A 24630-nucleotide genomic window follows, 5' to 3' on the forward strand; every position below is an offset into this window, starting at 1 on the left:
AGGTGAGGGGTGAAGGGTGAAAGGGTGAGGGGTGAAAGGGTGAGGGGTGAAAGGGTGAGGGGTGAAAGGGGGAGGGGGTGAAAGGTGATGATCCGCTCAGTGACTATTTCCGACCGTTCCTTAGCGGACCCTTCACTCCTCACCCTTTCACCCTTCACTCCTCGCCCTTCCCCCCTCACCAACAAGCAGTACGTCGGCAACGGTTTGTTTGGTGTCGTCGCCCACTTCGCTCAGCTTACCGAAGGCGGCAGCTGTGGCGAAATTCAGTATGGTCTGGGGTTCGTGGTTGTGATACAGCCCGTAGAGTAATCCGGCCATAAAGCAATCGCCGCTTCCGATCTGGTCAATCACGGTATCGGCTTCATAGATCGGCGATACGTACGATTGCCCGCCGGTGAACAGCGTGGTGTAGTAGTGAATACCCGTGGGTTGTTTACTGAACCGGAACGTGTTGGCCACTACCTGACAGCGTGGAAAACGAGCCTGAATGGCCTCAGACGTTATCTGTGCGTGGGCGACGTAATCGGCCTGCGTGCTCTGCTCCGTGATGTGATCGCCCACCGGAATGCCCAACAGCGTGTTGGCCGCCCAGATATTGCCCATCACCACATCGCAATACTGCACCAGTTCAGGCATGATATCAACAGGTTTAACGCCGTATTGCCACAAGCGGGCGCGGTAGTTCAGGTCGATCGAAATAGAAATGCCTTTTTCAGAGGCGATGGCCAGCAGTTCGCGGCAAACAACGGCCGCCTGAGCGCTTAATGCCGGACTGATAGCGCTGATGTGCAATCGACTGACGCCTTGCAGAACGGGTTCCCAGTCTGTTTCGCCGGGTTTGATTTCGGCAAAAGCAGAACCGGCCCGGTCGTAGATAACGCCGGCATTTTTGAGGTCACTTCCCTGCGGCAGGTAATACGACCCAATCCTATTCCCCGACGTCTGCCCCGGTTTGTTACGAATTATTCCCGACGGGTCAACGCCGCGTTTGGTGATGTAGTCGGTAATATCGCTGGCGAGTGCGTTCTCGGGCATGCCGGTCGAGTAGCGGACAGGTACGTCCCAGTTAGCCAGAGCCATGGATACGTTCAGCTCGGCACCACCCACAAAAACGGGCATGACCGACTGCTGAATCCAGCCGCCGTTTGCCACCGGCGAAAACCGCAATAACACTTCACCAAAACAACAGATTGTAGACATAAGATAGGAGAGGGGCAACACATGTACTCAGGAAAGCCTTAACGGGTGCTAATTTAACGACCACGATCGGTCACAGCTACATACAGTTCCCTACAGAACGAATTGGCCCGGCCGGAAAATAGGCTAACGTACCTGGCTCCCGGGTTACGATTGGAAAAACGAGCAGTATGGGGCAACTTGCGGTTGTTGTAACACCAATCAGATGCGCTATTCTATTTGTTTTCTGCTCTTCGCCTGTTTATCAATCGGTTGCCTGCCCGCACTGGCGCAGAAAGAGGTACTGTATTCGCAATACCTTGTTAATCCGATGGCGATAAACCCGGCTTTTGCGGGGGTGCGTGAAGATTTTAACATGACACTCGGTTTTCGGGGGCGGCTTTTTAGTTTTCTGAGTCAGAACGCACAGCAAATTGCCACGCCCATTACCCAAACCTTTGCTGCCGATGGTCAACTGGGTAGCAGTCAGTTTGGCTTAGGGTTTCAGATTCTCAATGATCGCAACAGCACACTAGGTAATCTGGGGCTGTCCACCAATTTGTCGTATCGGGTTGATCTGCCTAACCTGTCCCGGCTGTTTATTGGCGTGCAGGGTGGCGTGAACGTGTTGCCTGTGGTGGGCACTGGCATAAACCGAAGTGGCAGCAGCGCCCTGTTAAGCTACGGCGTGGGACTATATTACGATGCCGACAAATTCTTTGCCGGGGTATCGGTTCCTGAACTGAACAGCAAAGCATTCGGCTTCGGTGGATTTAGTTACCGGCAGCCTGTTTATGTGCAGGGCGGCGCAAAACTAGACCTGACCGACGACTTTAAACTAATTCCGTCGATTGTGTTGTCGCGGTCGGGGGCCGAACCTATGGCCGTTGACCTGAACGCCCGGGTCTGGTATGCCAATCGTGCGGCAGTAGGCGTGTCGGTTCGGCAAAATAACACATTTACAAACGGCACCTTCAGCTACGTGCAGGGAACGCTCGAGTATCAGCTATCGGGGAATGTGCGACTGGGATATCTCTTCAATTCCATTGCACCTGAAGCACCGCTGACGGCGTTTCAGCGAACCATGCACGAACTGGTTTTTCGGTACACGCCTAACCCCAATACACTCAAATTTTCGTACTTTTAGCCCTGTATGCCCAATCAACGCGTTATTCAGGACCTGTTCATTACCCACGATTTAGATCGCGAGTTTCCGCTGGCGGCTCATTTCGTTCAAACGTACGGCGAATATCCCAACTACCTCTTTACCCACGAAGACTATAAAACCGAGCTGCACGACTGGCTACTCGCGCGTGGGTTTACCGTCATCAATCAGTCGATGCGGATTTCTAAAGACGGGATTCGGACCAACGAACGCGCGTACACGCACCCCAATGGTGTGATGATAAGCGGGGAGTTTATGTGGGATTCGTATTGTCGGTTTTCGGGATTTTATCGGGATGCCGACGCGCTGAAAGCCTGTCTGGAAGGCGTTGAGAGCCTGATTTGTGAGCAGGAGCCCGAGAAAACTAACATCTACCTGATTCAGAGCGGCCTGGGTGGTTTGCACACCGAACGGGTCGAGATTGAACCGCCGCAGATTGACCTGGAACTTTACTACAACGATGGTTTCCCCGACGTTCACGAGCGGCTGGTGTCGCTCCTGAACCGGCCCAAATACAAAGGTTTGATCTTGCTGCATGGCGAACCCGGCACCGGCAAAACAACCTATATCAAATACCTGAGTTCGCAGGTGCGGAAGAACATGCTGATTTTGCCGCCCTACATGACCAATTTTCTGACCTCGCCGGACCTGATTCCGTTCCTCCTCGAACAGCGAGATTCAGTATTACTGATCGAAGATGCCGAGCGAATTTTGCAGGCGCGCGAAGCGGGCGGCGACACCAACAGCGTCTCTAATATTCTGAACCTTACTGATGGTCTACTGGCTGACTGTCTGCACATTCAGATCATCGCCACCTTCAACGCCAACAAGAGTTTGCTGGATAAGGCATTGCTCCGAAAAGGGCGGCTGATGGTCGATTATGCATTTGGGAAACTGGCGGCTCCGAAAGCTAATGCGCTGCTAACCAGTCTGGGTAGTCAGTTTCATACCAATGATCCAATGACCCTGGCAGACATCTTCAATATTGAAGGGCAAACCATTTCTGGTGAACGTACGGAAGGTAGTTCAAAGGTTGGTTTCTAACCGGCAGTAGCGATGCTTAGTGGGCCGTTGACGGAATCAGCGGCGGCACGGTAACCGTTAGTACCCAGCCAGTACCATTGGCAGTCTGCTGTGCCTGCAGCGTGGAGATAACCTCCCAGGAAGGCACGAAGGTGGTCGCGTTCAGGTTCCATTGCATCCTTACTTACCTACAACTATTGGACCAGTAACATATGTGATTGGTATGGTTTTATTTTAGTATACTATATGTGCTTATCCGAAACTCTAATGATGAATAGTTGCCTGATGTTACTGTATTATTGCTGTTTGTAAATAAAAGGCATGATTTTTGACAATGCCCGCTTGGCCATTATTTACGCCTGTTTAAAGCCCACCTTCCACTGTAAATAGCCGAAGTAAGTGCTATTTGCATGTAATTAAACGCACTCATCTTCAGTGTCCGAAAGGCTGTAGGCCTTTTAAAATCCGTTACCTTTGCGCCCTTGACATGACCCACTGAGGTTGTGTCTTTTTTTTATGATGGAAATTCGCAAATCAGACCGGCTTACCCACCTCAAGTATGATATTCGGGGGCCGGTATATGAAAAGTCGCTGGAACTGGAGAGTCAGGGCTACAAAATCATCAGTCTCAACATCGGCAATCCGGCGGCGTTTGGCTTCGATACGCCCGATGAGATTGTGCATGATGTAATTTTAAACATCCGCAATGCGCAGGGATACGCCGACTCGCGTGGCTTATTTTCGGCTCGTAAGGCGGTGATGCACTATACGCAAAATCTGGGTTTGCCGGGCGTGACCATCAATGATATTTACATTGGCAACGGGGTAAGCGAATTGATTTTGCTCTCCATGCAGGCGCTCATCAATGAAGGAGATGAAGTCTTGGTACCCGCACCTGATTACCCACTCTGGACAACCTCAGTGGCTTTATGTGGCGGCAAACCGGTACATTATATATGTGATGAAACGGCCGACTGGAACCCCGATCTGGCCGATATAGAACGTAAAATCACCAGCCGCACGCGGGCTGTTGTACTGATCAACCCCAACAATCCAACCGGAGCCGTCTACGACAAATCGGTGTTGGAAGGCATTGCCCGTATTGCCGAAAAGTATCAGCTGATCGTGTTTGCCGACGAGATTTACGACAAAATTCTGTACGATGGGGCTGTGCATCACCCTATGGCGCGTTTTGTCCATGATACGCTCTGTATCACCATGAACGGTCTGTCGAAAAATTACCGGGCTGCTGGTTTTCGGGGTGGTTGGCTGGTTATGACGGGGGCAAAACACAAGGCCAAATCGTATATCGAAGGGTTAACGTTGCTGGCTAGTCTGCGTTTGTGCGCCAACGTACCTACGCAATATGCCATTCAAACAGCGCTGGGCGGGTATCAGAGTATTCAGGATCTGGTTATTCCGGCTGGGCGACTGTATCGGCAAATCATGCTAGCCTACGAGCGAATAGTGGCTATTCCGGGCCTTACCTGCGTAAAACCAAAAGGAGCTCTCTACATCTTCCCCAAAATTGACCTGAGCCAGTTCGATATTGCCGACGACAATGAGTTTGTCTACGATCTGCTGGTTGAGCAGAAGGTGCTGGTTGTAGCCGGGCAGGGTTTTAACTTCAGCACGCCCGACCATTTTCGCATTGTCTGTTTGCCCAACATCGACGAAATGACCCTGGCGCTGAACCGTATCGAAGCGTTTTTTGAAAGTCGCCGCAAACCGGTTGCTACAGTTCAGCAAGATCTGCTGACGATGGTATCGGTTGCGCCATAAGCCCAGCCGCCTGTACTATTTGCCCGGCCAATGACCGAATGATGGTCTGGCGCCGAAACTGATCGATAAACGCCGTACGGACTGTGTTCTGGTACGGCGTTTTTTGTAGGTACGTAGTCAGTGCTGTGGCATCGCCGGGATTGAAGACGAAGCTATTGGGTACGTGCTGACTGATGAATTGGGCCGTATATCCCGCTACTCCTGCCAGAACAGGTTTATCGGTGGCGGCGTATTCAAATAGTTTCGACGGTAAGCACCGCTCAAAGGCTTTTAGGTTGTTGAGGTGAAGAAACAGGTAATCGGCTTTTTTGTACTCGTTGAGTAAAGCCGTTCGGTCTACCGGTTGCCGAATGTCGACGTTATGCAGGTCTAACTCGGCCACTACTCTTTCCAGCCTGGATTTGGTACCGCCGTCGCCAATGATAACGAACCGGTAAGTTGGGCCTAGCAGTTTGGCTACGGCCGGCACAATTTTTTCCAGTCCCTGCCCTTCTCCGATGTTACCCGCATACAAGATGGTGCGGTGGTTCCGTTGCTGACCAGTATCCGGCGTAGGTGGAAGGTTCAGAAAATGGTCATCTATGCCGTTGGTGAAGTAGCTGTAGGATGCCTGCTGATACTTGGCAAAATAATCGTTGAATCCTTCAGATACCATGTTGATATGCCGGGCATAGCCAAATGTGTATCGTTCTATTGCCTGTAAAGTAGGGGCTAATGCAATTTTAGCGAGCGGGTTTTTCAGTAACTCCAGAATGTTTTCCCGAAACAGATCCCGAATGTCGAGCACAAGGGGTAGCTGCCGCTGACGAGCCAGCTGAGCACCCAGAAAAGCCGAAAATAACCGCGACGATGACGCCACCACCACATCGTACGTCTCGTTTCTGGTGAGTGCATAAGCCTGTCGATAAAAATGAAGGTATGACCTGATTTGATCAATGAAACCACCATTATGGTTTGGCACCGAGATACGATTGATGCGCAGATTACCCTGCTGCTCTTCAGCTGCCGCCTCAGCCCGAAACGAAGCATATCGGTTGGGTTGCGTGGTAATAACATGAACGGTGCCCGTGTCGCCAACCTGACGAGCCAACTCGTAGGCTAATGGTGTATTGCGGAATGAACCCGCGCTCAGGTCTGGTGAAAAGTAGTAAGTCAGTAAAAGTACGTTCACGGGCGGGCAGTAAATAAGGTCGTCAGTTCGGCAGGAATACTACAGGCTAGTTGAGAGGCGGATCGGGTAACGTTGAACCCTACAGCCTGATGATAAGCAGAGACAAGGATATGCAGTGGAACATCGGTGTTGAATTGTATACTACAATTGGGTAAGTCAACAACGTTCTGCTCCGTGGTACTCAACGGCAAACCATGGTCTGTGTGCAGGTGATAGGTTCGCATGAGTGTCGGGTTTGTAAAGGAGTCACGTACAACAAGCCTATCGCCATCCAGTATCTCCCAACGGCGGGTGTGCCGTTCGCCCAGGTACTGATAACCATCATGACTAGCTTCAACACAGGTAGGGGTATCCAACGCGATGTGTACCTGCGCCCGGCGACCAACCCGAAAGCCACTCCAGACTTCAGACGAGTTCTGGTCATTAATTGTCACGGTGTTATGCGCCGCCGTACTGCGCTCCCAATGTCGTTGCTCCCCAATCTGGTACGTCGACGTACCTGGATCTACGAGAACAGGTTGCCCATCAATATGCAGAATGAACGAAAAGGTATCGGCATGGGCATGCCCCGGCTGATGATTGGGTCCCACCGGTCCAATGTCAATGAAGAGTTCGAGGCGGGGCGTTGTGAGCATTCGGTAACCGCTGTCGCTTAGCGAAACGGGTGTTGGCTGAAAGCCCAATAGTGCAGCTTTCTGGACTAACTCGGCCGTAGTGGGAGCAACGCCATAAGCAGCATCGTTGACCATCGGCACCGATCCATCACGAAACGTTACCGCAACCAGCCAATTGAGCATGGCGGCCGTTTTTTCGTGCACAAAGGCTGTCAGGCCCGGCTCGTTGGCCCAGGAGTCGGCCTGTAAAATTGCATACACATCAAGCAGCCGATCGGTGAGTAACTGATGGTAAACCGGGCTACGTTCATAATGACCGCCATCGGCCAGAATCTGCTCGGTAAGCTGAGTGCGTAGTAGGCTAGCACCCGTTAAGAACCAGGGTTTATGCTGAAAACGAAGGGCCATCACTGTGAGGGCGCAGGCATTTTCGAGCAAATGATTTCCGCCCAAATGGTATTCCAGGCGAGACCGGAGCAGCGCTGTCTGGGCGTGTAGATGTTGCTCGATCACTGGGTCCTGAATGGCTTCACGAATCAGAAATGCCCGCCAGTTCAGGAGCCTCAACGAGGTTGGGTACGGTTCCAGCCCATCTTGAAGCGACGCTGTTTGTCGAATGAAATCGTAGATCAGGGCGGTGCCCTGCTGTCCGGCTTCGTATTCGGGCAACTGCAACCAATCGAAGTAGTTCAGGGTATAGGTCCACAGCTTCCCGTTGGCAGCGTAATTCCAGTCGATGCGCTCGGTGAAGGTGACCGACTGGCTCAGGAAGGTGAAGGTAATTGGGAGGGCGACGTTGGGTACATTGGCAGGTAGGGCCATATCGCTTAGCGACAGGCGAGGTGATGGGCGAAGTCTGTTCCACACTTGATAGCCTACCTGCCGGATCGTTAAATGCCGTAGCGTTCGCCAGTACAAGCTCAATGAACAGTTATCAGTTATCAGTGAACAGTTATCAGTTATCAGTGAACAGTTATTGGTGAAGGCTTGCATTGAGGGTGGGGTGTGTAGGAGCAACTCTGATAACTGTTCATTGATAACTGATAACTGTTTACTGATAACTGTTAACTGTTAACTGACATCGGCCCAGCCTCCGTCCTGCAAACTACGCAGCGCGGCAAGCGTGGCGGCGGTGGTGTTCACAATCTCGGCAAACGCAATAAGGGGTGCGCTGCCGGAACGGAGACAGGCTATAAGCTGCCGAAACTGTTCGGTATGCCCTTTATCCTGCCCGCCCGACTGGCTGGAAAAGCCGCGAAAACCATAGCCTTTCAGCGATTTGAAATTGTCGAGAATCAGCGTCCGTTCCTGTGAATACACTTCAATACGTTCTTTCGCGTAGGCTTTACTTCCGTTGGCAAAATAATTGATCACGCCGGTGGCCCCGTTTTCGTAACGCAACAGGATCGATGCCGAATCGGTACTTTCTGACGGGTGTTGCCCCATGGCGTTCATGCACACCGCCACCACACGGCTACCTGTCAGGTACGTAATCAGGTCAACGTAATGGCAGGCTTCGCCCAGAATACGGCCCCCGCCCACGGTGCGGTCGTGTACCCAGGAATTGGCCGGAATGGCCCCGGCGTTCATCGTGGCCACAATATTCATGGGAGTAGCTCCGCTATTGTTGCCGCCCAGTAACGCCTTTGCTTTTCGGGCTGTTGGGGAAAAACGGCGATTAAAGCCCACCATGACCATGCGGTTGGCGGCTTGTTGGGCAGCGATCACGCCGGGTAATTCACTGTCGTAGATCACAAGCGGTTTTTCTACAAACACGTGCTTGCCCGCCTGTAGTGCTTCTACGACCAGTTTCGCGTGGTTGTTGTGGCGGGTGGTTATGACGCACAGGTCGATTGCCGGGTCGGTCAGAACGTCGAGGTAATTGGTGGTGCTGCGGCCGATGTGGTGTTTTTTGGCCAGCAACGTACCCGACAGCCCATTGGCGCTGGCAATCATATGAAGCTCGGCCCCCGCTTTCTTAAGGGCAGGCACCAGTGTTGACCCCGCAAAGTTGCCCGCGCCGATGATGCCCACCACACCCTTCGACGTACCCGGTGTTGGTTCGCGCAAGGTTACCGACGTACCCGACTGAGTCAGCGTATCGGGGTAGCTGATTAGCGATGCAATGCTGCCCGAACTGTTCATCTGCCCGTAAATCTGCTGGTAATTTTCTAGGGCTACTACCTCCGTAATCAGGGGCTCTACCTGTAACTGCCCGGTGCTGAGCAGGTGTAGTATAGCCTGGAAATTACGGTTCTCGGTCCAGCGCACGAACGGTAGGGGGTAGTCGTGTCCAGCCTGTTCGTAACCAGCATCGTAGCGGCCGGGGCCGTATGAACATGATACCTGAAACGTCAACTCTTTCTCGAAAAAATCGGCCCGGCTCAGGTTCAGACCGACCACGCCGACCAGCACAATGCGCCCTCGCTTCCGGCTCATCCGGGCTGACTGCGTTATTACTTCATCCGACTTGGTGGAGGCCGTAATCAAGACGCCGTCAGCACCAACGCCCCCAGTCATGTCCGTCACCGCTTTCACCACATCGGTATTGCCGGGGTTCAGCGTTTCAATGCCAAAAGTGCGGGCCAGGGTTAGCTTACGTTCATCGGGGTCGAGACCAATAACGCGGCAGCCGTTCAGGCGCAGAAGTTGGGCTGTGAGCAGGCCAATCAGCCCCAGCCCAATAACCACTACGGTTTCGCCCAGCGTCGGATTCAACAGGCGAATTCCCTGCAGGCCAATGGCACCAATAACCGTAAACGTGGCCTGCTCGTCGCTCACCGAATCGGGAATTTGGGCGACCAGGTTACGGGGGATACAGACCATTTCGGCGTGGTGACCGTTAGAGGCCACCCGGTCACCAACGGCTATATCGGTAATACCAGCCCCAACCGCCACCACTTCGCCAACGTGGCAGTAGCCCAGCGGTAAGGGTTGATCCAGTTTCCGAAAAACGGCTTCCAGCGTTGGAAGTAGCCCATCTGACTGAATTTTCTCGATTACCTGCTTCACCTTATCGGGTTGTTGCCGGGCTTTGCTGAGCAGATTGGCTTTGCCAAAATCGACCAGCATTCGTTCGGTTCCCAGCGATACCAGCGTGCGTCGGGTACGTATCAAAACCTGACCGGCACGTACCTGCGGGGCAGGCACCGTCTCCAGCACCGTTTCACCAGACTTTAAATTCTGTATCAGTTGGTACATCTAGGAATGAGCAGGTAAAGCGTCTTGTTCGGTCACCAGCATGGCGGCAATTCGGTTGGCGGTTGCTCCATCCCATAGGGGAGGAACAGCGCCAGATTTGGCCCTGCCTTCCCGAATGGCGTGCAGGTGAGCGGCAACGAGTGCGGGGTTAAGCCCGGCCAGTAAGGTGTTGGAACCGGTAGTGACGGTAATGGGGCGCTCGGTGCTGTTGCGAAGAGTTAAACACGGTACTTGCAGGTACGTAGTTTCTTCCTGAATGCCTCCCGAATCGGTCACTACGGCCTGAGCATGTTCCATCAGGTTCAAAAATTCCAGATAACCCTGCGGCTCAAGTAGCCGTATGTTCGACGTTGCCTTTAGCTTGTCGAGCAGCCCAAACCGGATCAGATTAGCATGGGTGCGCGGGTGAATTGGAAACACGACGGTACTGTGTTGAGCCGCTTCACAGGCGATCGCTGAAATAGCTTGTAAGCCCTCGGCCGTATCTACGTTGGTGGGGCGGTGCATGGTGAGCAACGTGTACCGACCGGGTACGAGCCCCAGCGTACGAACCGTGTTGAGGGTATTGGCCTTAGCTCGATAATGAATCAGCGAGTCGATCATGGTATTGCCAACAAACCTGATTTTTCGGGCGGCAATCCCTTCGCAGACCAGGTTATCGATGCCCGACTGCTCCGTAACAAACAGCAGGTCAGATAGATTATCGGTCAAAATCCGGTTTATCTCTTCGGGCATTTGCCGGTCGCCCGAGCGAAGGCCCGCTTCAACGTGGGCTACACGTACCCCCATTCGTACTGCCACGAGCGCGGAAGCGAGCGTACTGGTCACGTCGCCCACAACCACGACCCAATCTGGCTTTTCGGTTTGGATCACGGCCTCTAATTTGGTCATGATTTCGGCAGTTTGTTGGGTATGGGTACCGCTGCCTACGCCCAGAAAATAGTCGGGTTTTGGCAATTCGAGTTGATTGAAAAAAACGTCGCTCATCCGGTCATCGAAATGCTGTCCGGTATGCACGATTTTCGATACAATACCGCCTTTTTTCAAAAAAGCCCGGTGTAGTGGGGCCACTTTCATGAAGTTGGGCCGCGCACCGACAATGTTTATAATCTTCATTTTTTCTGAAAAACCGCCACAAACAGCGTGTCGGCGTAGGAGGTGGGTAAACAGCTACGAAGCAGCCGGGCAATGGCGTTGGTGCCGCCAAAAGTTTGATTGGCAATCAGTTGATAATGATCCGTCTCAAGCAGCTTCGCTATCGATTTAGCCGTGCCGTAATGCAATACGTGCTGTAAGTAGGGCGGTTTGCCAGTGAGAAAAAAGCCGACTCGTTCCAGCACCCGATACACGGAATGGCGGTTGGGAAGCGACACGATAAGACGGCCGCCCGGCCGCAGATGACGGTCGAAAGAAGCCAGTGTCTTAGCCAGATCAGGTACGTATTCCAATACGCTCGACGACAGAATGGCGTCGAACCGTTCATGGGTCAGCTCATCGTTTATCGGCAACAGCGACACGCGGAAAGTAGCGCCCGGATTTGCCTGCTGTTGACAGAGACGAATCATTTCGGCCGACCCATCGATGCCCAGCACCGTACAACCCCGATTGGTCAGGTAGTGGCTGAAAACGCCCGTACCACAACCCGCGTCGAGTACGCTGGCACCCGGTTGAATGTAGGTTTCCAGCAGCGAACTCCACACACTAAAGCGCTCCTGAAAATCAGGTGATTGCTGGTATCGATCACCAAAGGCCTTGGCAATGTCGGAGTGAAAATCAACGGCGTTCATGGGCGGCGGGTAAGCGGGAACGTTCGTCGATGTAGACGGCGGCGATCATAAACTGATACAAAAAGGCGTGGCTGACATGGTAAATGAAACCGGCGCGGCCATCCAGAAAGCCCAGGAGCAGAAAGTACCGGTAAACGAAGTAGAGAAAAGGACGCAGCAAGACCGGAATACGGCCCCAGACTTGTTCTTTAACCCATCGTTTACGATCTCGTTGATTCGTGATCTCAGCCCATCGAAGTGTCTTTTCGTGTTTTGACTTTACTAAATCGGCCACCTGAAAACGGGTGTAGCGGGCATGTTTCTCGTACCAGAACCGTACGGGTTTACGGTCCTGGTGAATAATGTATTCGGTCAGTTGACGGGTGGGACCTTCCACAATAACGAGTTCGTCCATATCGCGTTCGATAGCCACTAATTTGCTTTTTCTGAAAAGCACCAGCTTGCTGCATGCGTCATACCCACCATGACGAATCCACTGCTTCATGAAGACAAACTGTAGCCGGATAAAGTAGCCGTTCAGCGCCGAGGGCTGGTTAATAATCCCGTCGATTTCTACTTTCAACGGTGCACTTACTGCTTCGTCTGCATCCAAAAACAAGACCCAATCGGTTTGTATGGGAAGGTGACTGACGGCATAGCGGCGTTGCGCTGCGTAATTATCGAAAGTCCGGTAAAACACGGTGGCTCCACCGGCGTTTGCCAACTCAATAGTACGGTCGGTTGAGCCCGAATCTAGCACGAAGATGTCGCGAGCCCAGCCTGACACACTGCGTAAGCAAAGCGGAATATTGACTTCTTCATTAAGCGTTAAGACCACAACTGTTAAAGGCACCATGCTTATTGGAGTAACTGCGTTGGCAGAAGCAATGAGTCCAGCTATATCACACATACGGGGGGATGCTGATTCGTGGATAAAAGCGTTTGTTGGTAAGCAGCCAGCCAACGGTGGCTGTTGGTCTTTATGTCAAACTGGTCTTGAGCGAGTGCTAATGCCCGTTCCCGATAGCCAGCATACGCATCAGCCGATAAAGATAAACAGGCGGTAATGGCAGCAGCTAACTCGGCTGGGTCATTACTTACAAAAAAACCAGTATTGGTTGTCGATAGGGTAGCCCAGGGGGTTCCGGTCGAGGCAATAACGGGCGTACCCTGTGCCAGCGCTTCCACAACTACGTTCCCAAAATTCTCGCTGTGCGAGGGAAGTACCAACGCATAGGCATTGGCTAGTAGCACCTCTTTTTCGATGCCCGAAACAGGTAATTCAAAAGTGATTCTGTTCGTAATATTCAGTCTGTCAGTTTGTCGACGGAGTATATCGCCGTAGCCGTCGAGATCGGGCCCGACCAAACGAAGTTGCCAGGATCCTTGCCGAAAGGCGGATGAAAGGGCAATCGCTTCTATAAGTTTGTCAAGGGCTTTGATGGGATGTAGTCGGCCCAGGAAGAGCAGGTAAGGAGAAGATTGCTTATTACTTCTCGGTAGTAAGGCAGGTAATTCCATATAATTAGGGAGCTCAATTACTCGCACAGAAGGGCCAAACTGTTGCCTTACCTGAGCTGTTTCATTGGGCGAGGTCGTATGAAAAGTGATGGCTTTCGACTTCCGTAAAAGCCACTTGAGCGCTGCTTTCTTGCGTGCAGATCGATAGGCTAAAGCGGCCGGCGCTAACTCCCCATGTGGCGACCACACAACAATTTTTCCGCGTAGCAAAGCCAGGAAACCTACCGCCAATGACAGGGGGTAAAATAAGCTGGCGAGGTGGACGACATCGGTCGTGGCGAGTAGATGAAACGACTGCCAGATAACCCTCCAGGGTAAGCCATGATGGCGGGTGGTAACGTACCTGATTCGTCCGGCTTCTGAGTCGATCCATTGGTCGCGTAAGGTGTTGTCTGGTTGATCGGTATCGGTGGAAACAACGGTTATGCTCACTCCCTGACGTACCATTGCCTTGGCCAGCCAATACACCGAATTGCTTGGTCCACCCGATTGAGCTGGATAGAACGTACCTATGGGATAGAAGATGTGCATCTGCCGTTTGTCAGGCTAGTAGTTGTTGGTAAATCAATTCGTATTGGGTTGCCTTTTTTTCTACCGTGTAGTGCCTCGCATTCTCGTACCCGGCCCCGATAAGCTGATCGCGGTAAGTGGCGTTGGTAATAATCTGAAGTAACCCGGCCCGGATAGACTGGACTGAGTGTGGATCTACCAGACAGGCTGCCTGACCGGCTACATCACGCATGGGAGAAATAGCTGCGGTAAGCACAGGACGACCTACCGCATTTGCCTCGATGATAGGCATACCGAAACCTTCGTAGGTGGAAGCGAAAGCGACCAGATCACAGGCTATGTATTCAGTTAGTACCTGCTCATCCGTGAGTTGTTCTTTCTGATAAAAGTTAAGCCTGGACTGTTGTAACAAAGACTGCTGGGTAGTGGATAATGGCCCCAAAATGACGAGGGTACACGAAATACCCGCCAGCGCTTCTACCAGTTTCTCCAGATTCTTGTGCGGGGCAGTGCCAATCTGCAAAATGGTGGGTTTAGTCTCGTTAAATGCTTTGGGTGAAGCTACAAATCGCGGATTATAATGATTGGGAACCACGCTGACCTTACCAGCTAGTTTATCGCCCATAAAGTGCTGCAACTCCTTTTTCGACTTTTCGGATACCGTTGTGATGTAGCGTGCCCGGCGCATGGGCAGGTAGTAATAGAATAGCCACAGTAGCCTGAATTTTAGCCAATTATTCGCTGCCTGCTGACGCACCAGCGACACACAATCATGAATGGTCAATACAGTACGGGCGGGCGGTAAAACGAGCATGAGATAATGTACATCGCCCGTGATGTGATACATGTCGGCCTGTTGTCGGTGCGCAAAGCGAAGGTTCTGTAGGATTGACCAAATGCGTAGCGCCATATGCGGAACAAACGCTTCGGTAACTGTAAAAAAACGCCGCCCCCTTAGCTCGTCAGCCAATTGGCTGAATAAGTTTTCAATACTATAGCCGGCATTATTTTTACGGTATAGGTATAATATCTTCATCAGGTGCGCAGTTCACATCTACTTTATAGATAGGAAAATGAAATCAAAAAATAGACTAACTGAAGTATTCACAGGCTATATCGAAATAGTAAGTCGCTTCATTGTATGCCACAATGCAGTTAAAAAAATAGCCATTGATGCGAAGCTACCCCATGTTGTTAAAATGTCAGTTTCCATCGTTAGTGATCCAATAAAAAGACATGGTATCCATAATATTAAAGTTGGTCTGGTTCTGGCGAGATCTAATACCTTATGAAAGCAATAATTCAGGAGTAATCCGAAAAGAAAAATAAACAACAGGCCTCCTGAATAGCCGAAGTTGATATAAGCTTCACCAACTGGTGATATGTTTGAGCTCGTATTGTCTGAAATCTGTAAAGAAGTGTATCGCTTGATGTTGGCAGCGCCGCCTGTGATTGGTTTGTCATCCCAGAACAGGCGGGGTATAAACGGATAACTCAGGTGCATAATGACTTCTCCGTTTCCGAATGGTTCGTTATGAGGTACATATGCCATTACATGAGACAAAATATATCCCTGATTGAAACGGCGTAGCGAAGCGTTGAGAATTCCGGTTTCCAGCAGTGTGCTTGAGTTGTTAATTCTGTTGGTAACCAAAGACCATAATAATGAGGCATCACCATTTCTGTCTTTCTGCGTTTCTCCCCAGGTTAGTAATCTGTATTCTAACTTGATAGACTGAATAATTATAATAACAAACAAGCCCGCTATAACCGCAAGTGACTTTATCCTGGTACTTTGTCCCCAGGATGTTCCAACGGAAATAATCATAATCCATAGCGTTGTCCAGTTGACTAATTCGCCGAACATACCTTCGCGAATAGTTTGTAGTAAAATAGCGGCTAGCGTAGCACTGATTATGTAAAATCTTAGTTTACCGGGTGTATATATACTGTATAGAACAGATGCGTGTGTACAGATGGTCAGTAATCGAAATACGGCTTTGTATTGCAGAGGTAAACTGTCAGATAAAAACCAGGCAACTAGACCAATCGAAAATAATAATACCGTAACTTCTCTTTTATCTCTAAGATATTCCTGAACATTTTCGAGAAAAGATATTGGTTCTGGCAGTTTGAATAAAGGCATTTGAACACCAATACTGAATAAAATGGTTACCGGCACTGCAAAAGCCAGATATTCTTCTGATTGTACCATAAGCACATTACTATCCTGAAGTATTTCTAGTGTAGGCATTAGTAAGAGCTGCAATACGGCAATAAAGGCCATAAACTCTCTTATAGGAAATGAACGACCTATTTCGTGCATTAAATTCAAGAAAGAAAAGAGCGAAAAACCCAGTGCAATTGATTCAAGCACGGTACAGCTTCCCTGAATTATTAACAGAACGTATAGAATAAAACCTGCAATGGCAAAATGATAGTTGTTTTTCATTTTATTCACTGGTTACCCGTAAAACATAAACGGCTAGAGCCTGTGCCACATAGCCAAGGCAGGCAGCGTAAGCGGCACCCATCAACCCGAATCGGGGTATAAACAGGATGTTCAGCAGGATATTGACACCTGCGCCGACCATGTTGTGCAAGGCGATGAATGTTGTGTTACCGTAGGCATATCGTCGTATGTCGACCAGCCACAGGCTACATAGGAACATATACCCCAGAGCAACCCAGGGGCCAACGGCAAAACCGGCCTTGTACTGCTTGTCGAGTAACAGTGTGCTGATTGGTACGTAGAAGAGGGTGTAGACCAGCCATGCCGCGCCACCAGTAAGCCAGAAAAGCAGTAGGGTACGCTGGAGGGCTGGGGCAATTTGCTCAGGTGTATTGGCGGCTTTGGCCCGATAGACTTCACTACTCAGTATAATCATGAACGGACTGCATAAGAGCGAAATCCTGGCCCCCAGGTTATAACCCGCCGAATACAGACCCACGTCGGTTGTGGTCATGTAGTAATCCAGCAGAAAGCGGTCGGCGTAATTCAGTAGCCAGCTCGAGCAGGCTAGTCCCATAATGGGAAGGGCGTACTGTTTGTAACGGTGCCACAGGTACGTGTTTGCTTTGCCAATCTGTTGCCAGTCAACTGCCAGTAGCTGATGCCGCGATTGCCAGAGCGACAAGCCGGCCAGGACTAGATTCGTACTCAGCAACACCACGAAAATAGAACGGGCAGTACGGCTCTGTAAGACAATCACCAGCACAACCAGCACCAGCAGGTTAATGAATGAATACGTCAACTGAATCCAGGTCAGCTTTTTAGTTTGGCTGTTGATAATCAGCCAGTCGCTCCCCAGCGAGTAGAGCGCCTGACCAATGCCTGTTAGCCAAACAAGCAGTAGCAACACGGGTGCCCCCGACCAGCTACCAGCCAACAAGGCAACCAGCAGGGTGATACCAAAAGCGATGAGAAACAATCGGATGTAAAAGGGAATGACCGGCTCCTGATTGTTATCGGTAACTGCCGATTTAAACGACTGAATGATGGGCGTGATCAGCAACGTTTGGGCAAAGGTCATACCGGCAAACAGCAGGTTGTAAAGCCCTAACTGATCGGGAACAATGTAAGTAGCTGTGATCTTACCGATGAGTACCGACAAACCGGCGGTAACGGCCTGTCCGCTAAACAGAAATACTAGCAGCTTTCCCATCCAGGTCGACTGGACAGGTTCGGGGGTTGGCAGCGCTGTCAGATCCGTTTTGGTCGTCATGGTTTGGCACGGATATGACTGATCAAATCTATCAACTGCGCCACGCGATGGGCATACGTATGTGCCTGCAGAACCTGCCTGTGCCCGGCTGCCCGGAGAGTGGCCGCTTGGTCGGGATGTTGCAATACCCACTCGATGTTGTTGCCAAGCTGCGTTTCGTCCGAGAAGTACAGCATGTGCTCCTGATGGCGGTATGTCTCCTGAAACTCGGGGCACAAACTGGCGAGTTGTAACCCATGCGCAACTGGAATTTCAAAAAAACGCATGTTTGCCGCCGGATAGCAGGTGTCGTCAATGACATTCAGGTTGATGCGACTGGCATTAAACGCTTGGGCGTAAGCCTGTCCACGCAACGCCGAATTACGGGCCAACGACCGGAGAGCAACCGTTTGACAGCGGTTCCAGTCGGTTCCCCAAATGCCTATCCTTAGCTGAGGGAAAAGCCGCTTGATAGTCGCTAAGGCTTTCTCCCGTTCGGGCCGCCAGGCCCCGACAAAGGATAGATCGTACGAAAATGTGTTTGGGGGTGAGTCAAGGCCGTGCAGGGCGGGGTCGGCGGCGAGGGGGAGCCAATATACATGGCGAAACTGCATTTGTTCGAAAACAGGCACTGTGGCCCGCGAAAAAGTAGCTACGCCATCGTAGAGCAGGGCGGCTTGTTGTACATGCGCCTGCAGGTTGAGGAGCGGGTCGGGCCAGACCAGCACAAAGGGAATAGTGGTCAGCGAGCGGACAAAGGCAAGGGTACCGCTCAATACAGGCGCATTGCCAAAAACGAGCACCAGATCTGGTTTTTCGGCCACAATAGTCAGCGCAAGCTCCCGGTTCAGCTTTTGCTGCCAGGCCTCAACCGGCACAAAATCGTGAAAGAGCTTGCCGAACGTACCCAGGCGCACATAGTTTCGTTGGTGCTCGAAAATGGCGTAGGTACGTACCCGAACGCCCTGCTCCTCAAAACCTCTCCGGTACGATGCTTCCAGACAGGAGTTTGTTTGGTTACCTACAATGAAGACGGTCATGGTATCGGCGTTAGGCAATGGCTTTTAACGATTCGATAACGTTCGCGTAACTGTACCCGCTGACGCGGTCTAGTGACGCACGACCCATTTGTCGGCGTTGACCCAGCGACATACTGGCCAGTGTCTGAAAAGCAGCGGCTAGTCCAGCCGTATTGGCAAAGGCGACTTTAAAGCCATTTTCTCCGTCGGCCAATAGATCATCAGTACAGCCAACGGTGTCGTAGAGCACAATGGGTAAACCAAAATTCATGGCTTCGTTGGTCGACAGTCCCCAGGTTTCTTCTTCTGTCGAGCACATCACATACGCATCGGCGGCGGCGTAATACTCGCTGATGGCCGACTGATTGATGAAGCCCGTGAGGCTGATATGCCTGAGATCGTTCCGGGCAATAAAGTCGTTGAGTTCGGGGCGTAGTGAGCCGTCGCCAACCAAAACAGCTGCCAGGTTGGGTTGTTTCAGTTCGGCAATCGCTTTCAGAATGTCTAGGGGGCGTTTTTTAGCGGTGTATTTACCCGAACTGAGCACCACAAAAGCGTTTTCCGGCAGTTGCAGACGCTGGCGCAATGAGGTACGCTGTGGGCAAAGTATGGCCGCTTGTTGCTGGAAACGATCGTTGTCAACTGAATAAGGGCAGAATAGTAGCTGACTGTCCTGAACGCCCATGTACCGGTAAAACTGGTAATTCTGCTGGCCGATATACGCGAAATAATGCACGAGCTTAAATAAGCCATGACCAAGAATGAGCCGACGTACCCGGCGGCTTGCCTTACTTTTTGTTTGTTCGAGGCGCAATGGACTCTCGCCACGAAGGCAAACGGTATGCCCAAACAGTCGGGCAAAAACAAGGGTTAGCCAGCATACGGCATAGGCCCATCCGTGTATGATCACCACACTTTTGGGCGCACGCCACAAGTGCCCGATCACTGAAAAGTTTAGTAAACCCCAGAAAGTATAGATCGACGGAGCGGGCGATTGGTTGCTGATAAATTCGTGGGAATAGCCGGTCAACAACGGAATATCCCATTGCACCGACGTGCCAAACTGCTGGTCGAGTTCGCCATCAAGTCCATGTCTGGAACAGTAAAGCACCTTCATGTCGATGGAAGAATCGGCGGCCATTTGCCTGTAAAGGGGAGCAAAGTATTGCACTGGATGCGAGTTGATGATCAGAAACGGTTTCGCCCTTTTTCGGCCAACTGGTGTCGTGTTCATTTCCTGTTCCACCAATCAAATCCCAGGCCTTTCTTGGCAACGCGTTTTGGCTCTGATTTGCCTTCTTCGCCTCCGTAGGTAGAGCGGTACATATAGCCGTAGCCCGCGTCGTAGCCGTATCCGTAGTTGTACTCGTAATCTTTCTGTACGTCTATACCGTTGATTACCAGACACATATTCGGAAAGCGCTTTTCCCGGTACAGGGTGTCGATAGTCTTAAGAAATCCCTTGCTTGTGTACAGATGCCGTACAATGTAGAGGGTCATGCTGGCATATTTGGCCAGAATGTTGGCGTCGGTTACCAGGCCAACGGGGGGCGTATCGGCAATGACAATGTCGAAATGTTCGTGCAGATTCTCGAACAGATAACGCATTTTTTCGCCGCTGATCAACTCAGATGGGTTGGGTGGAATGATGCCGCAGGGAATGAAAAACAGGGAATCGTAGCCCGGCACCGGTTTGATGATTTCGTCGAGTGTGGCCTGTCCGGAGAGGTAGCTGGACAAACCCTGCGGACTGGTTTCTTTGATGTACCGATGCAGTTTCGGTTTCCGCATATCCAACTCCAGTATGACCACTTTCTTGTCGGCAATAGCTAAACTGGCGGCAAGGTTGAGGGAGATGAACGACTTGCCTTCGCCACTGATACTCGACGTAATCAGAATGGTTTGTTTAGTGCCCGTATCGGGGTTGAAAAACTGGATGTTGGTGCGCAACGCTCGAATTTGCTCAGACAGCAGCGACCGGCTTTTAACGGTCATTTCCAATGGCGATTCGGTTGAGTCTGACTGAATAATCTCACCAATGATGGGCGTATTAGTGGCCTCTTCAATCTGCGATTTTCGGCTGATCTTGTTGTTAAAATAGTCGATCAGCCACAACACCAGTACTGGGAGTAACAAACCTATCAGGATGGCAACCAGGTAGTAGTTACGTCTGACCGGTTTTACCGGCAAAGGATCGGCCTTGGCGTCATCGATAACGCGCAGGTCTGATATGGTGGAGGCAAACGACATGGCTGTTTCCTCGCGCTTTTGCAGCAGGTACGTATACAGATTACCCTTAATGCTGGCCTGCCGGGATATGTCGAGTAGCTGCCGTTCTTTGAGCGGAATCGTGCGTATGGTCGATTCGATCCGTTTGTTGGTCGTTTGTAAACTGCCCTGCGTATTCGTCAGAATGCGGCGTAGGGTCTGCACATTGTCGGCAATGTTGCGTTTGGTATTCCTAATCTGATCGTCAATCGTTTCGATCGGAACAGATTTCTCGGGCACTGTCCGAATCAGTTTTTCGCGTTGCCCTTCCAGGTCCATTAAGTTACCGATGAGGGCCGTTAGGGTGGGGCTTTCCAGGCCTACCGTGGATGGTGAAACCACGCGGTTCCCACTTTTGCTGGCCAGATAGGTTTCTATCTCTGTCAACGTACCCAGCTGAATGGTTACCTGACTTAACTGGGCGTCGTTTTCTTTTACTTTATCCAGAAAAAGCGTCGATTCTGAACTGAGGTCTACAATGCCCGAATTGGTTTTGTAGCGTTGAATATCACCTTCAACCGAGGTCAACTCGCGGGAAATAATGCCTAATCTGTCTTCAACGAAACGCAGTGTGTTGGCGGCAACGCGGTTTTTGTCTTGTAATGAAGAGAGTTCGTAGAGGTAAATCAACCGGTTCAGAAATATCTCGGCCCGGTCGGGGGCATTGTCTTCCATAGTCAGGAAAAGCACCGAGGCTGATTTGTTAGGCTGCGACACGCGTAACCGTTTCGTAAACGATTTAATCACATCGTCGTGGTGCTCCATGGTAACGATGATATCGCGGTGCTGCTTCGTTACGCTGTCGCGCCTGGTGACCATCACCAGCCCCAGGGGCGACTGTGTAGCCTGCCCAAACGGACAAGATACGCCCCCAATGATGGCTTTGTCGGCGGCCATGGTTACGTTGACCGGTATGTCGTACGCTGCTTCTGTTGGCTTCAGCACCTTGACCACAATGGGGGCGTCGCGGTAAATATCACGCACCCGCCACCGGTCTTTGTACGAATAAACAATGTCGAGGCCCAGATCGTCGACTACTTTTTTGGCCAGTTTATACGATTTAAGCACCTCAATCTCATTCTCCACCTGTTTTTTAGAACCGAACATATCCAGTTCCTCCATCAGGGCCTGCTTAGACGAACCGCCCATGCTGTCTTCTTCTTTGATCAGAATACTGGCCTGGGCGCTGTACGAATATTTCAGGGTAGTGAGATAAGTAAACATACTCACAAGACTGATGGTCAGTGACAACCCAAACCAGTGCCAGTTACGGAGGTACTTCGTTACCAGAAATTTAATGTATTCCTGCCCAGGCTGACCGGATGCTGTTTTTTCAGGTGCTGTCATTCGTTGATGCTACAAGCTATAGTCGTACTCTGCTACCGCAAGTTGCAAATTAATACTCAGACAGCGACGAAATGAAAAACCGGCTTGTATAAGTGTTTTGACTTATACACGCCGGTTAGTATTATTGGCCTTATTTGTTATCGAACCAGATTCAATACGATTGTGGCCAATAGGGTTAAACCGCCAAGTATAGATGGAAGAATAGGGAGGGTACGGCTTGCCTGTACTTTTTTGCTACTTTTTGGCTCTACGTAAATAACGTCGTTGGGCTTTAGGTAATAGGCCTCCGACGAGAAGGTGTTGCGTTGGGTGAGGTCTACCCGTAGAAACTCGCGTTGCCCGGCAGTTTCCCGAATGATCATCACATTATCTCGTTTCCCGTATACGGTGAGGTCACCGGCCAGGCTAATGGCTTCGGTCAGGGTAATTTTTTCGTTCTGTACCGTGTACACCGACGGCCGATTGACCTCGCCCATCACTGATATTTTGAAATTCAGCAAGCGGGCCGACACAAACGGTTCGCGCAGGTATTGGCGAAGCGTATCGCGGAGCATCGTTTCTAGTCCCGAGAGGGTTTTCCCCTCAACGCGTACGGTGCCCAACTTGGGGAAATTGATCAGGCCCGTTTCGCTAACCCGGTAGCCAATCGGAAGATTGTTGTTTTCCTGCGAGTTGTTGGCGCCCGATGAAAGCGTGAATCCTGTACGGGCAAAGGGGTTGAAGGCCACATCGGCCTCGGTGTTCAGGCTGGAAACGGCAATGGCCAGAATGTCGCCCGGTTGTAACCGGTAAACGTAAGGGCCAGAAACGGTGCCGTTTGGCCCGGTGCTAATACGCATGGATGTGTCGGAAGGCGCGAGGTCCTGAAAGTAGGTAATGTCGTCGCGCCGTTTTTTCGACTGAGCGTTGGTTGATTCTGACAAGCCCGTGAGAAGCAGGGCAGTGAGTAAGGCGAAAGCGGAAATGTTGTTGAATTGCATATATAGAGAAGTTGAGTAAATGAAAAACTAGATTCGTATAGATACGATGCTTCGATCTAACACAGATTTAAGGTCGTACACAATGGCTTTATCGTTGCGGCACAATGAGGGAATGGTCAACTGCTCAAATTCATCATGAGCTACCGCCAGAATAATTCCGTCATAAGCGCCATCAGGACTATTGGCAAGGTTAATCTGATACTCATTGGCTACGTCAACGGCATTGGCCCAGGGGTCATAAACCGTTACATCGACGCCGAAGTCAGTAAGTTCGTGGTAGATGTCGGCCACCTTGGTATTCCGTATATCGGGGCAATTTTCCTTAAAGGTAATACCTAACAGCAACACGCTGGCACCGGCAATGGGGCTACCTGCCTTAATCATGGCTTTGATCAGTTTGTTAGCTACGTAGATCGGCATGTCGTCGTTGACCCTTCTGCCTGAGAGTATTACCTGTGGATGATACCCTACACTCTGCGCTTTATGGGCTAAATAGTATGGATCAACGCTGATACAATGCCCCCCCACCAAACCGGGCCTGAACTTCAGAAAATTCCATTTGGTACCCGCAGCCTCCAGCACGTCCATGGTGTCGATATCGAGCCGGTCGAAGATGAGTGCCAGTTCGTTAACAAACGAAATGTTGATGTCGCGCTGGGCATTTTCAATGGCTTTGGCCGCCTCTGCTACTTTGATAGACGGGGCCCGATGGGTACCCGCCAGAATGATTTTCCCGTAAAGCTGATCCACGAACTGCGCTGTTTCGGGCGTAGAACCAGACGTGATTTTCAAAATATTGACCAGGGTACGTTCTTTATTGCCGGGACTGATGCGTTCGGGTGAGTATCCACAGAAAAAGTCGATGTTGTAGCGAAGGCCGCTGACGCGCTCAAGCACCGGAACGCAGTCTTCTTCAGTACATCCCGGATACACGGTTGACTCGTAGATGACCACGTCGCCTTGTTTCAGGTACGTTCCCACCTGTTTCGAGGCTGCCAGCAAGGCCGAAAGGTCAGGCCGTTTATATTTGTCGATGGGTGTTGGTACGGTTACAACGTACACTGTGCAATGGGCCAAATCGCTGGCCTCACTACTAAACGAAACATACTGACTGGCCAGAAATGCGTCTGTTTCTATTTCGCGTGTCCGGTCGGTGTGTTGGTTTAACTCGGCAACCCGGGTTGTGTTAAGGTCGTAGCCTGTGGTCGGCCATATTTTGCCAAATTCAAGGGCAAGCGGAAGGCCCACATAGCCCAACCCAATGATACCTATGCGCGGAGAACTGGCGAGTGGGGTGGTAATTGGGATCAATGAAAGTGGATGGGGATAGGGTTTCTCGGAACTAGCCGTAAATATAGAGCCCAGTCTATAAATATGTTGGCT

General features: G+C 51.1%; 20 protein-coding genes. 3 read left to right on the top strand and 17 right to left on the bottom strand.

What is annotated here, in order from left to right; translation table 11 throughout:
* Positions 1–147: 147 nt before the first annotated feature.
* Positions 148–1200, bottom strand: a complete 1053-nt coding sequence (locus tag ACAW87_RS02895; protein WP_370721640.1) for a sugar kinase — start codon at positions 1198–1200, stop codon at positions 148–150.
* 202 nt (positions 1201–1402) lie between these two features.
* Here ACAW87_RS02895 and ACAW87_RS02900 point away from each other — a divergent pair, with 202 nt between their 5' ends.
* The gene (locus ACAW87_RS02900; RefSeq protein ID WP_370721641.1) at positions 1403–2323 is read left to right on the top strand and encodes a PorP/SprF family type IX secretion system membrane protein; all 921 of its coding nucleotides are present in this window, start codon (positions 1403–1405) and stop codon (positions 2321–2323) included.
* A gap of 6 nt (positions 2324–2329) precedes the next feature.
* Positions 2330–3385 (top strand): AAA family ATPase, encoded by a 1056-nt coding sequence (locus ACAW87_RS02905; protein ID WP_370721642.1) that lies wholly within the window; start codon positions 2330–2332, stop codon positions 3383–3385.
* A 16-nt stretch (positions 3386–3401) separates the two neighbouring features.
* Here ACAW87_RS02905 and ACAW87_RS02910 read toward each other — a convergent pair whose 3' ends face one another.
* On the bottom strand, positions 3402–3542 hold the full coding sequence (locus ACAW87_RS02910) for a hypothetical protein (RefSeq protein ID WP_370721643.1): 141 nt from the start codon (positions 3540–3542) through the stop codon (positions 3402–3404).
* 341 nt (positions 3543–3883) lie between these two features.
* Between ACAW87_RS02910 and ACAW87_RS02915 the strand changes: the two genes are divergently transcribed.
* Entirely contained in the window at positions 3884–5146 is a 1263-nt protein-coding gene (locus ACAW87_RS02915; protein WP_370721862.1) for a pyridoxal phosphate-dependent aminotransferase, read from the top strand.
* Here ACAW87_RS02915 and ACAW87_RS02920 read toward each other — a convergent pair.
* The 15 genes from ACAW87_RS02920 to ACAW87_RS02990 all read right to left on the bottom strand — a co-directional run bounded on the left by ACAW87_RS02920 (position 5100) and on the right by ACAW87_RS02990 (position 24549).
* Positions 5100–6317: a glycosyltransferase family 4 protein gene (locus ACAW87_RS02920; protein WP_370721644.1), complete on the bottom strand. Its 1218-nt coding sequence runs from the start codon at positions 6315–6317 to the stop codon at positions 5100–5102. The genes ACAW87_RS02915 and ACAW87_RS02920 overlap by 47 nt on opposite strands.
* Positions 6314–7855, bottom strand: coding sequence for a heparinase II/III domain-containing protein (locus ACAW87_RS02925; protein WP_370721645.1), 1542 nt, complete (start codon positions 7853–7855; stop codon positions 6314–6316). The genes ACAW87_RS02920 and ACAW87_RS02925 overlap by 4 nt, the downstream gene beginning before the upstream one ends.
* A 147-nt stretch (positions 7856–8002) precedes the next feature.
* The gene (locus ACAW87_RS02930) at positions 8003–10132 is read right to left on the bottom strand and encodes a bi-domain-containing oxidoreductase (RefSeq protein WP_370721646.1); all 2130 of its coding nucleotides are present in this window, start codon (positions 10130–10132) and stop codon (positions 8003–8005) included.
* On the bottom strand, positions 10133–11248 hold the full coding sequence (gene wecB, locus ACAW87_RS02935; RefSeq protein WP_370721647.1) for a non-hydrolyzing UDP-N-acetylglucosamine 2-epimerase: 1116 nt from the start codon (positions 11246–11248) through the stop codon (positions 10133–10135).
* Positions 11245–11919, bottom strand: coding sequence for a class I SAM-dependent methyltransferase (locus tag ACAW87_RS02940; RefSeq protein WP_370721648.1), 675 nt, complete (start codon positions 11917–11919; stop codon positions 11245–11247). Before ACAW87_RS02940 ends, wecB begins: the two co-directional genes overlap by 4 nt.
* Positions 11906–12754 (bottom strand): glycosyltransferase family 2 protein, encoded by an 849-nt coding sequence (locus ACAW87_RS02945; RefSeq protein ID WP_370721649.1) that lies wholly within the window; start codon positions 12752–12754, stop codon positions 11906–11908. The genes ACAW87_RS02940 and ACAW87_RS02945 overlap by 14 nt, the downstream gene beginning before the upstream one ends.
* A gap of 41 nt (positions 12755–12795) precedes the next feature.
* Entirely contained in the window at positions 12796–13950 is a 1155-nt protein-coding gene (locus ACAW87_RS02950) for a glycosyltransferase (protein ID WP_370721650.1), read from the bottom strand.
* Positions 13951–13960: 10 nt separating this feature from the next.
* Positions 13961–14965 (bottom strand): glycosyltransferase family 4 protein, encoded by a 1005-nt coding sequence (locus ACAW87_RS02955; protein ID WP_370721651.1) that lies wholly within the window; start codon positions 14963–14965, stop codon positions 13961–13963.
* Positions 14966–15040: 75 nt separating this feature from the next.
* Complete coding sequence (locus tag ACAW87_RS02960; RefSeq protein ID WP_370721652.1) at positions 15041–16381, bottom strand: DUF8712 domain-containing protein; 1341 nt, start codon at positions 16379–16381, stop codon at positions 15041–15043.
* 1 nt (position 16382) lies between these two features.
* Complete coding sequence (locus tag ACAW87_RS02965; protein ID WP_370721653.1) at positions 16383–17654, bottom strand: lipopolysaccharide biosynthesis protein; 1272 nt, start codon at positions 17652–17654, stop codon at positions 16383–16385.
* Complete coding sequence (locus tag ACAW87_RS02970; protein WP_370721654.1) at positions 17651–18673, bottom strand: CgeB family protein; 1023 nt, start codon at positions 18671–18673, stop codon at positions 17651–17653. Before ACAW87_RS02970 ends, ACAW87_RS02965 begins: the two co-directional genes overlap by 4 nt.
* A 10-nt stretch (positions 18674–18683) precedes the next feature.
* A complete protein-coding gene (locus tag ACAW87_RS02975; RefSeq protein WP_370721655.1) occupies positions 18684–19886 on the bottom strand; it encodes a glycosyltransferase in 1203 nt (400 codons plus the stop codon).
* Entirely contained in the window at positions 19883–22267 is a 2385-nt protein-coding gene (locus ACAW87_RS02980) for a GumC family protein (protein WP_370721656.1), read from the bottom strand. The genes ACAW87_RS02975 and ACAW87_RS02980 overlap by 4 nt, the downstream gene beginning before the upstream one ends.
* A 137-nt stretch (positions 22268–22404) precedes the next feature.
* Positions 22405–23247 carry a polysaccharide biosynthesis/export family protein gene (locus ACAW87_RS02985; RefSeq protein ID WP_370721657.1) on the bottom strand — a complete coding sequence of 281 codons (843 nt, stop codon included), beginning with the start codon at positions 23245–23247 and terminating at the stop codon, positions 22405–22407.
* 27 nt (positions 23248–23274) lie between these two features.
* Positions 23275–24549, bottom strand: a complete 1275-nt coding sequence (locus ACAW87_RS02990) for a nucleotide sugar dehydrogenase (RefSeq protein ID WP_370721863.1) — start codon at positions 24547–24549, stop codon at positions 23275–23277.
* Between the last annotated feature and the right edge of the window lie 81 nt (positions 24550–24630).

It is taken from the genome of Fibrella aquatica, assembly GCF_041321135.1.
Taxonomy (GTDB): Bacteria; Bacteroidota; Bacteroidia; order Cytophagales; family Spirosomataceae; genus Fibrella; species Fibrella aquatica.

Excerpts from the sequence above, each read along its gene's own strand:
- ACAW87_RS02895 (WP_370721640.1), bottom strand. The coding sequence starts at position 1,200 with ATGTCTACAATCTGTTGTTTTGGTGAAGTGTTATTGCGGTTTTCGCCG.
- ACAW87_RS02900 (WP_370721641.1), top strand. The coding sequence starts at position 1,403 with ATGCGCTATTCTATTTGTTTTCTGCTCTTCGCCTGTTTATCAATCGGT.
- ACAW87_RS02905 (WP_370721642.1), top strand. The coding sequence starts at position 2,330 with ATGCCCAATCAACGCGTTATTCAGGACCTGTTCATTACCCACGATTTA.
- ACAW87_RS02910 (WP_370721643.1), bottom strand. The coding sequence starts at position 3,542 with ATGCAATGGAACCTGAACGCGACCACCTTCGTGCCTTCCTGGGAGGTT.
- ACAW87_RS02915 (WP_370721862.1), top strand. The coding sequence starts at position 3,884 with ATGGAAATTCGCAAATCAGACCGGCTTACCCACCTCAAGTATGATATT.
- ACAW87_RS02930 (WP_370721646.1), bottom strand. The coding sequence starts at position 10,132 with ATGTACCAACTGATACAGAATTTAAAGTCTGGTGAAACGGTGCTGGAG.
- wecB (WP_370721647.1), bottom strand. The coding sequence starts at position 11,248 with ATGAAGATTATAAACATTGTCGGTGCGCGGCCCAACTTCATGAAAGTG.
- ACAW87_RS02940 (WP_370721648.1), bottom strand. The coding sequence starts at position 11,919 with ATGAACGCCGTTGATTTTCACTCCGACATTGCCAAGGCCTTTGGTGAT.
- ACAW87_RS02945 (WP_370721649.1), bottom strand. The coding sequence starts at position 12,754 with ATGGTGCCTTTAACAGTTGTGGTCTTAACGCTTAATGAAGAAGTCAAT.
- ACAW87_RS02950 (WP_370721650.1), bottom strand. The coding sequence starts at position 13,950 with ATGCACATCTTCTATCCCATAGGTACGTTCTATCCAGCTCAATCGGGT.
- ACAW87_RS02955 (WP_370721651.1), bottom strand. The coding sequence starts at position 14,965 with ATGAAGATATTATACCTATACCGTAAAAATAATGCCGGCTATAGTATT.
- ACAW87_RS02960 (WP_370721652.1), bottom strand. The coding sequence starts at position 16,381 with ATGAAAAACAACTATCATTTTGCCATTGCAGGTTTTATTCTATACGTT.
- ACAW87_RS02965 (WP_370721653.1), bottom strand. The coding sequence starts at position 17,654 with ATGACGACCAAAACGGATCTGACAGCGCTGCCAACCCCCGAACCTGTC.
- ACAW87_RS02970 (WP_370721654.1), bottom strand. The coding sequence starts at position 18,673 with ATGACCGTCTTCATTGTAGGTAACCAAACAAACTCCTGTCTGGAAGCA.
- ACAW87_RS02975 (WP_370721655.1), bottom strand. The coding sequence starts at position 19,886 with ATGAACACGACACCAGTTGGCCGAAAAAGGGCGAAACCGTTTCTGATC.
- ACAW87_RS02980 (WP_370721656.1), bottom strand. The coding sequence starts at position 22,267 with ATGACAGCACCTGAAAAAACAGCATCCGGTCAGCCTGGGCAGGAATAC.
- ACAW87_RS02985 (WP_370721657.1), bottom strand. The coding sequence starts at position 23,247 with ATGCAATTCAACAACATTTCCGCTTTCGCCTTACTCACTGCCCTGCTT.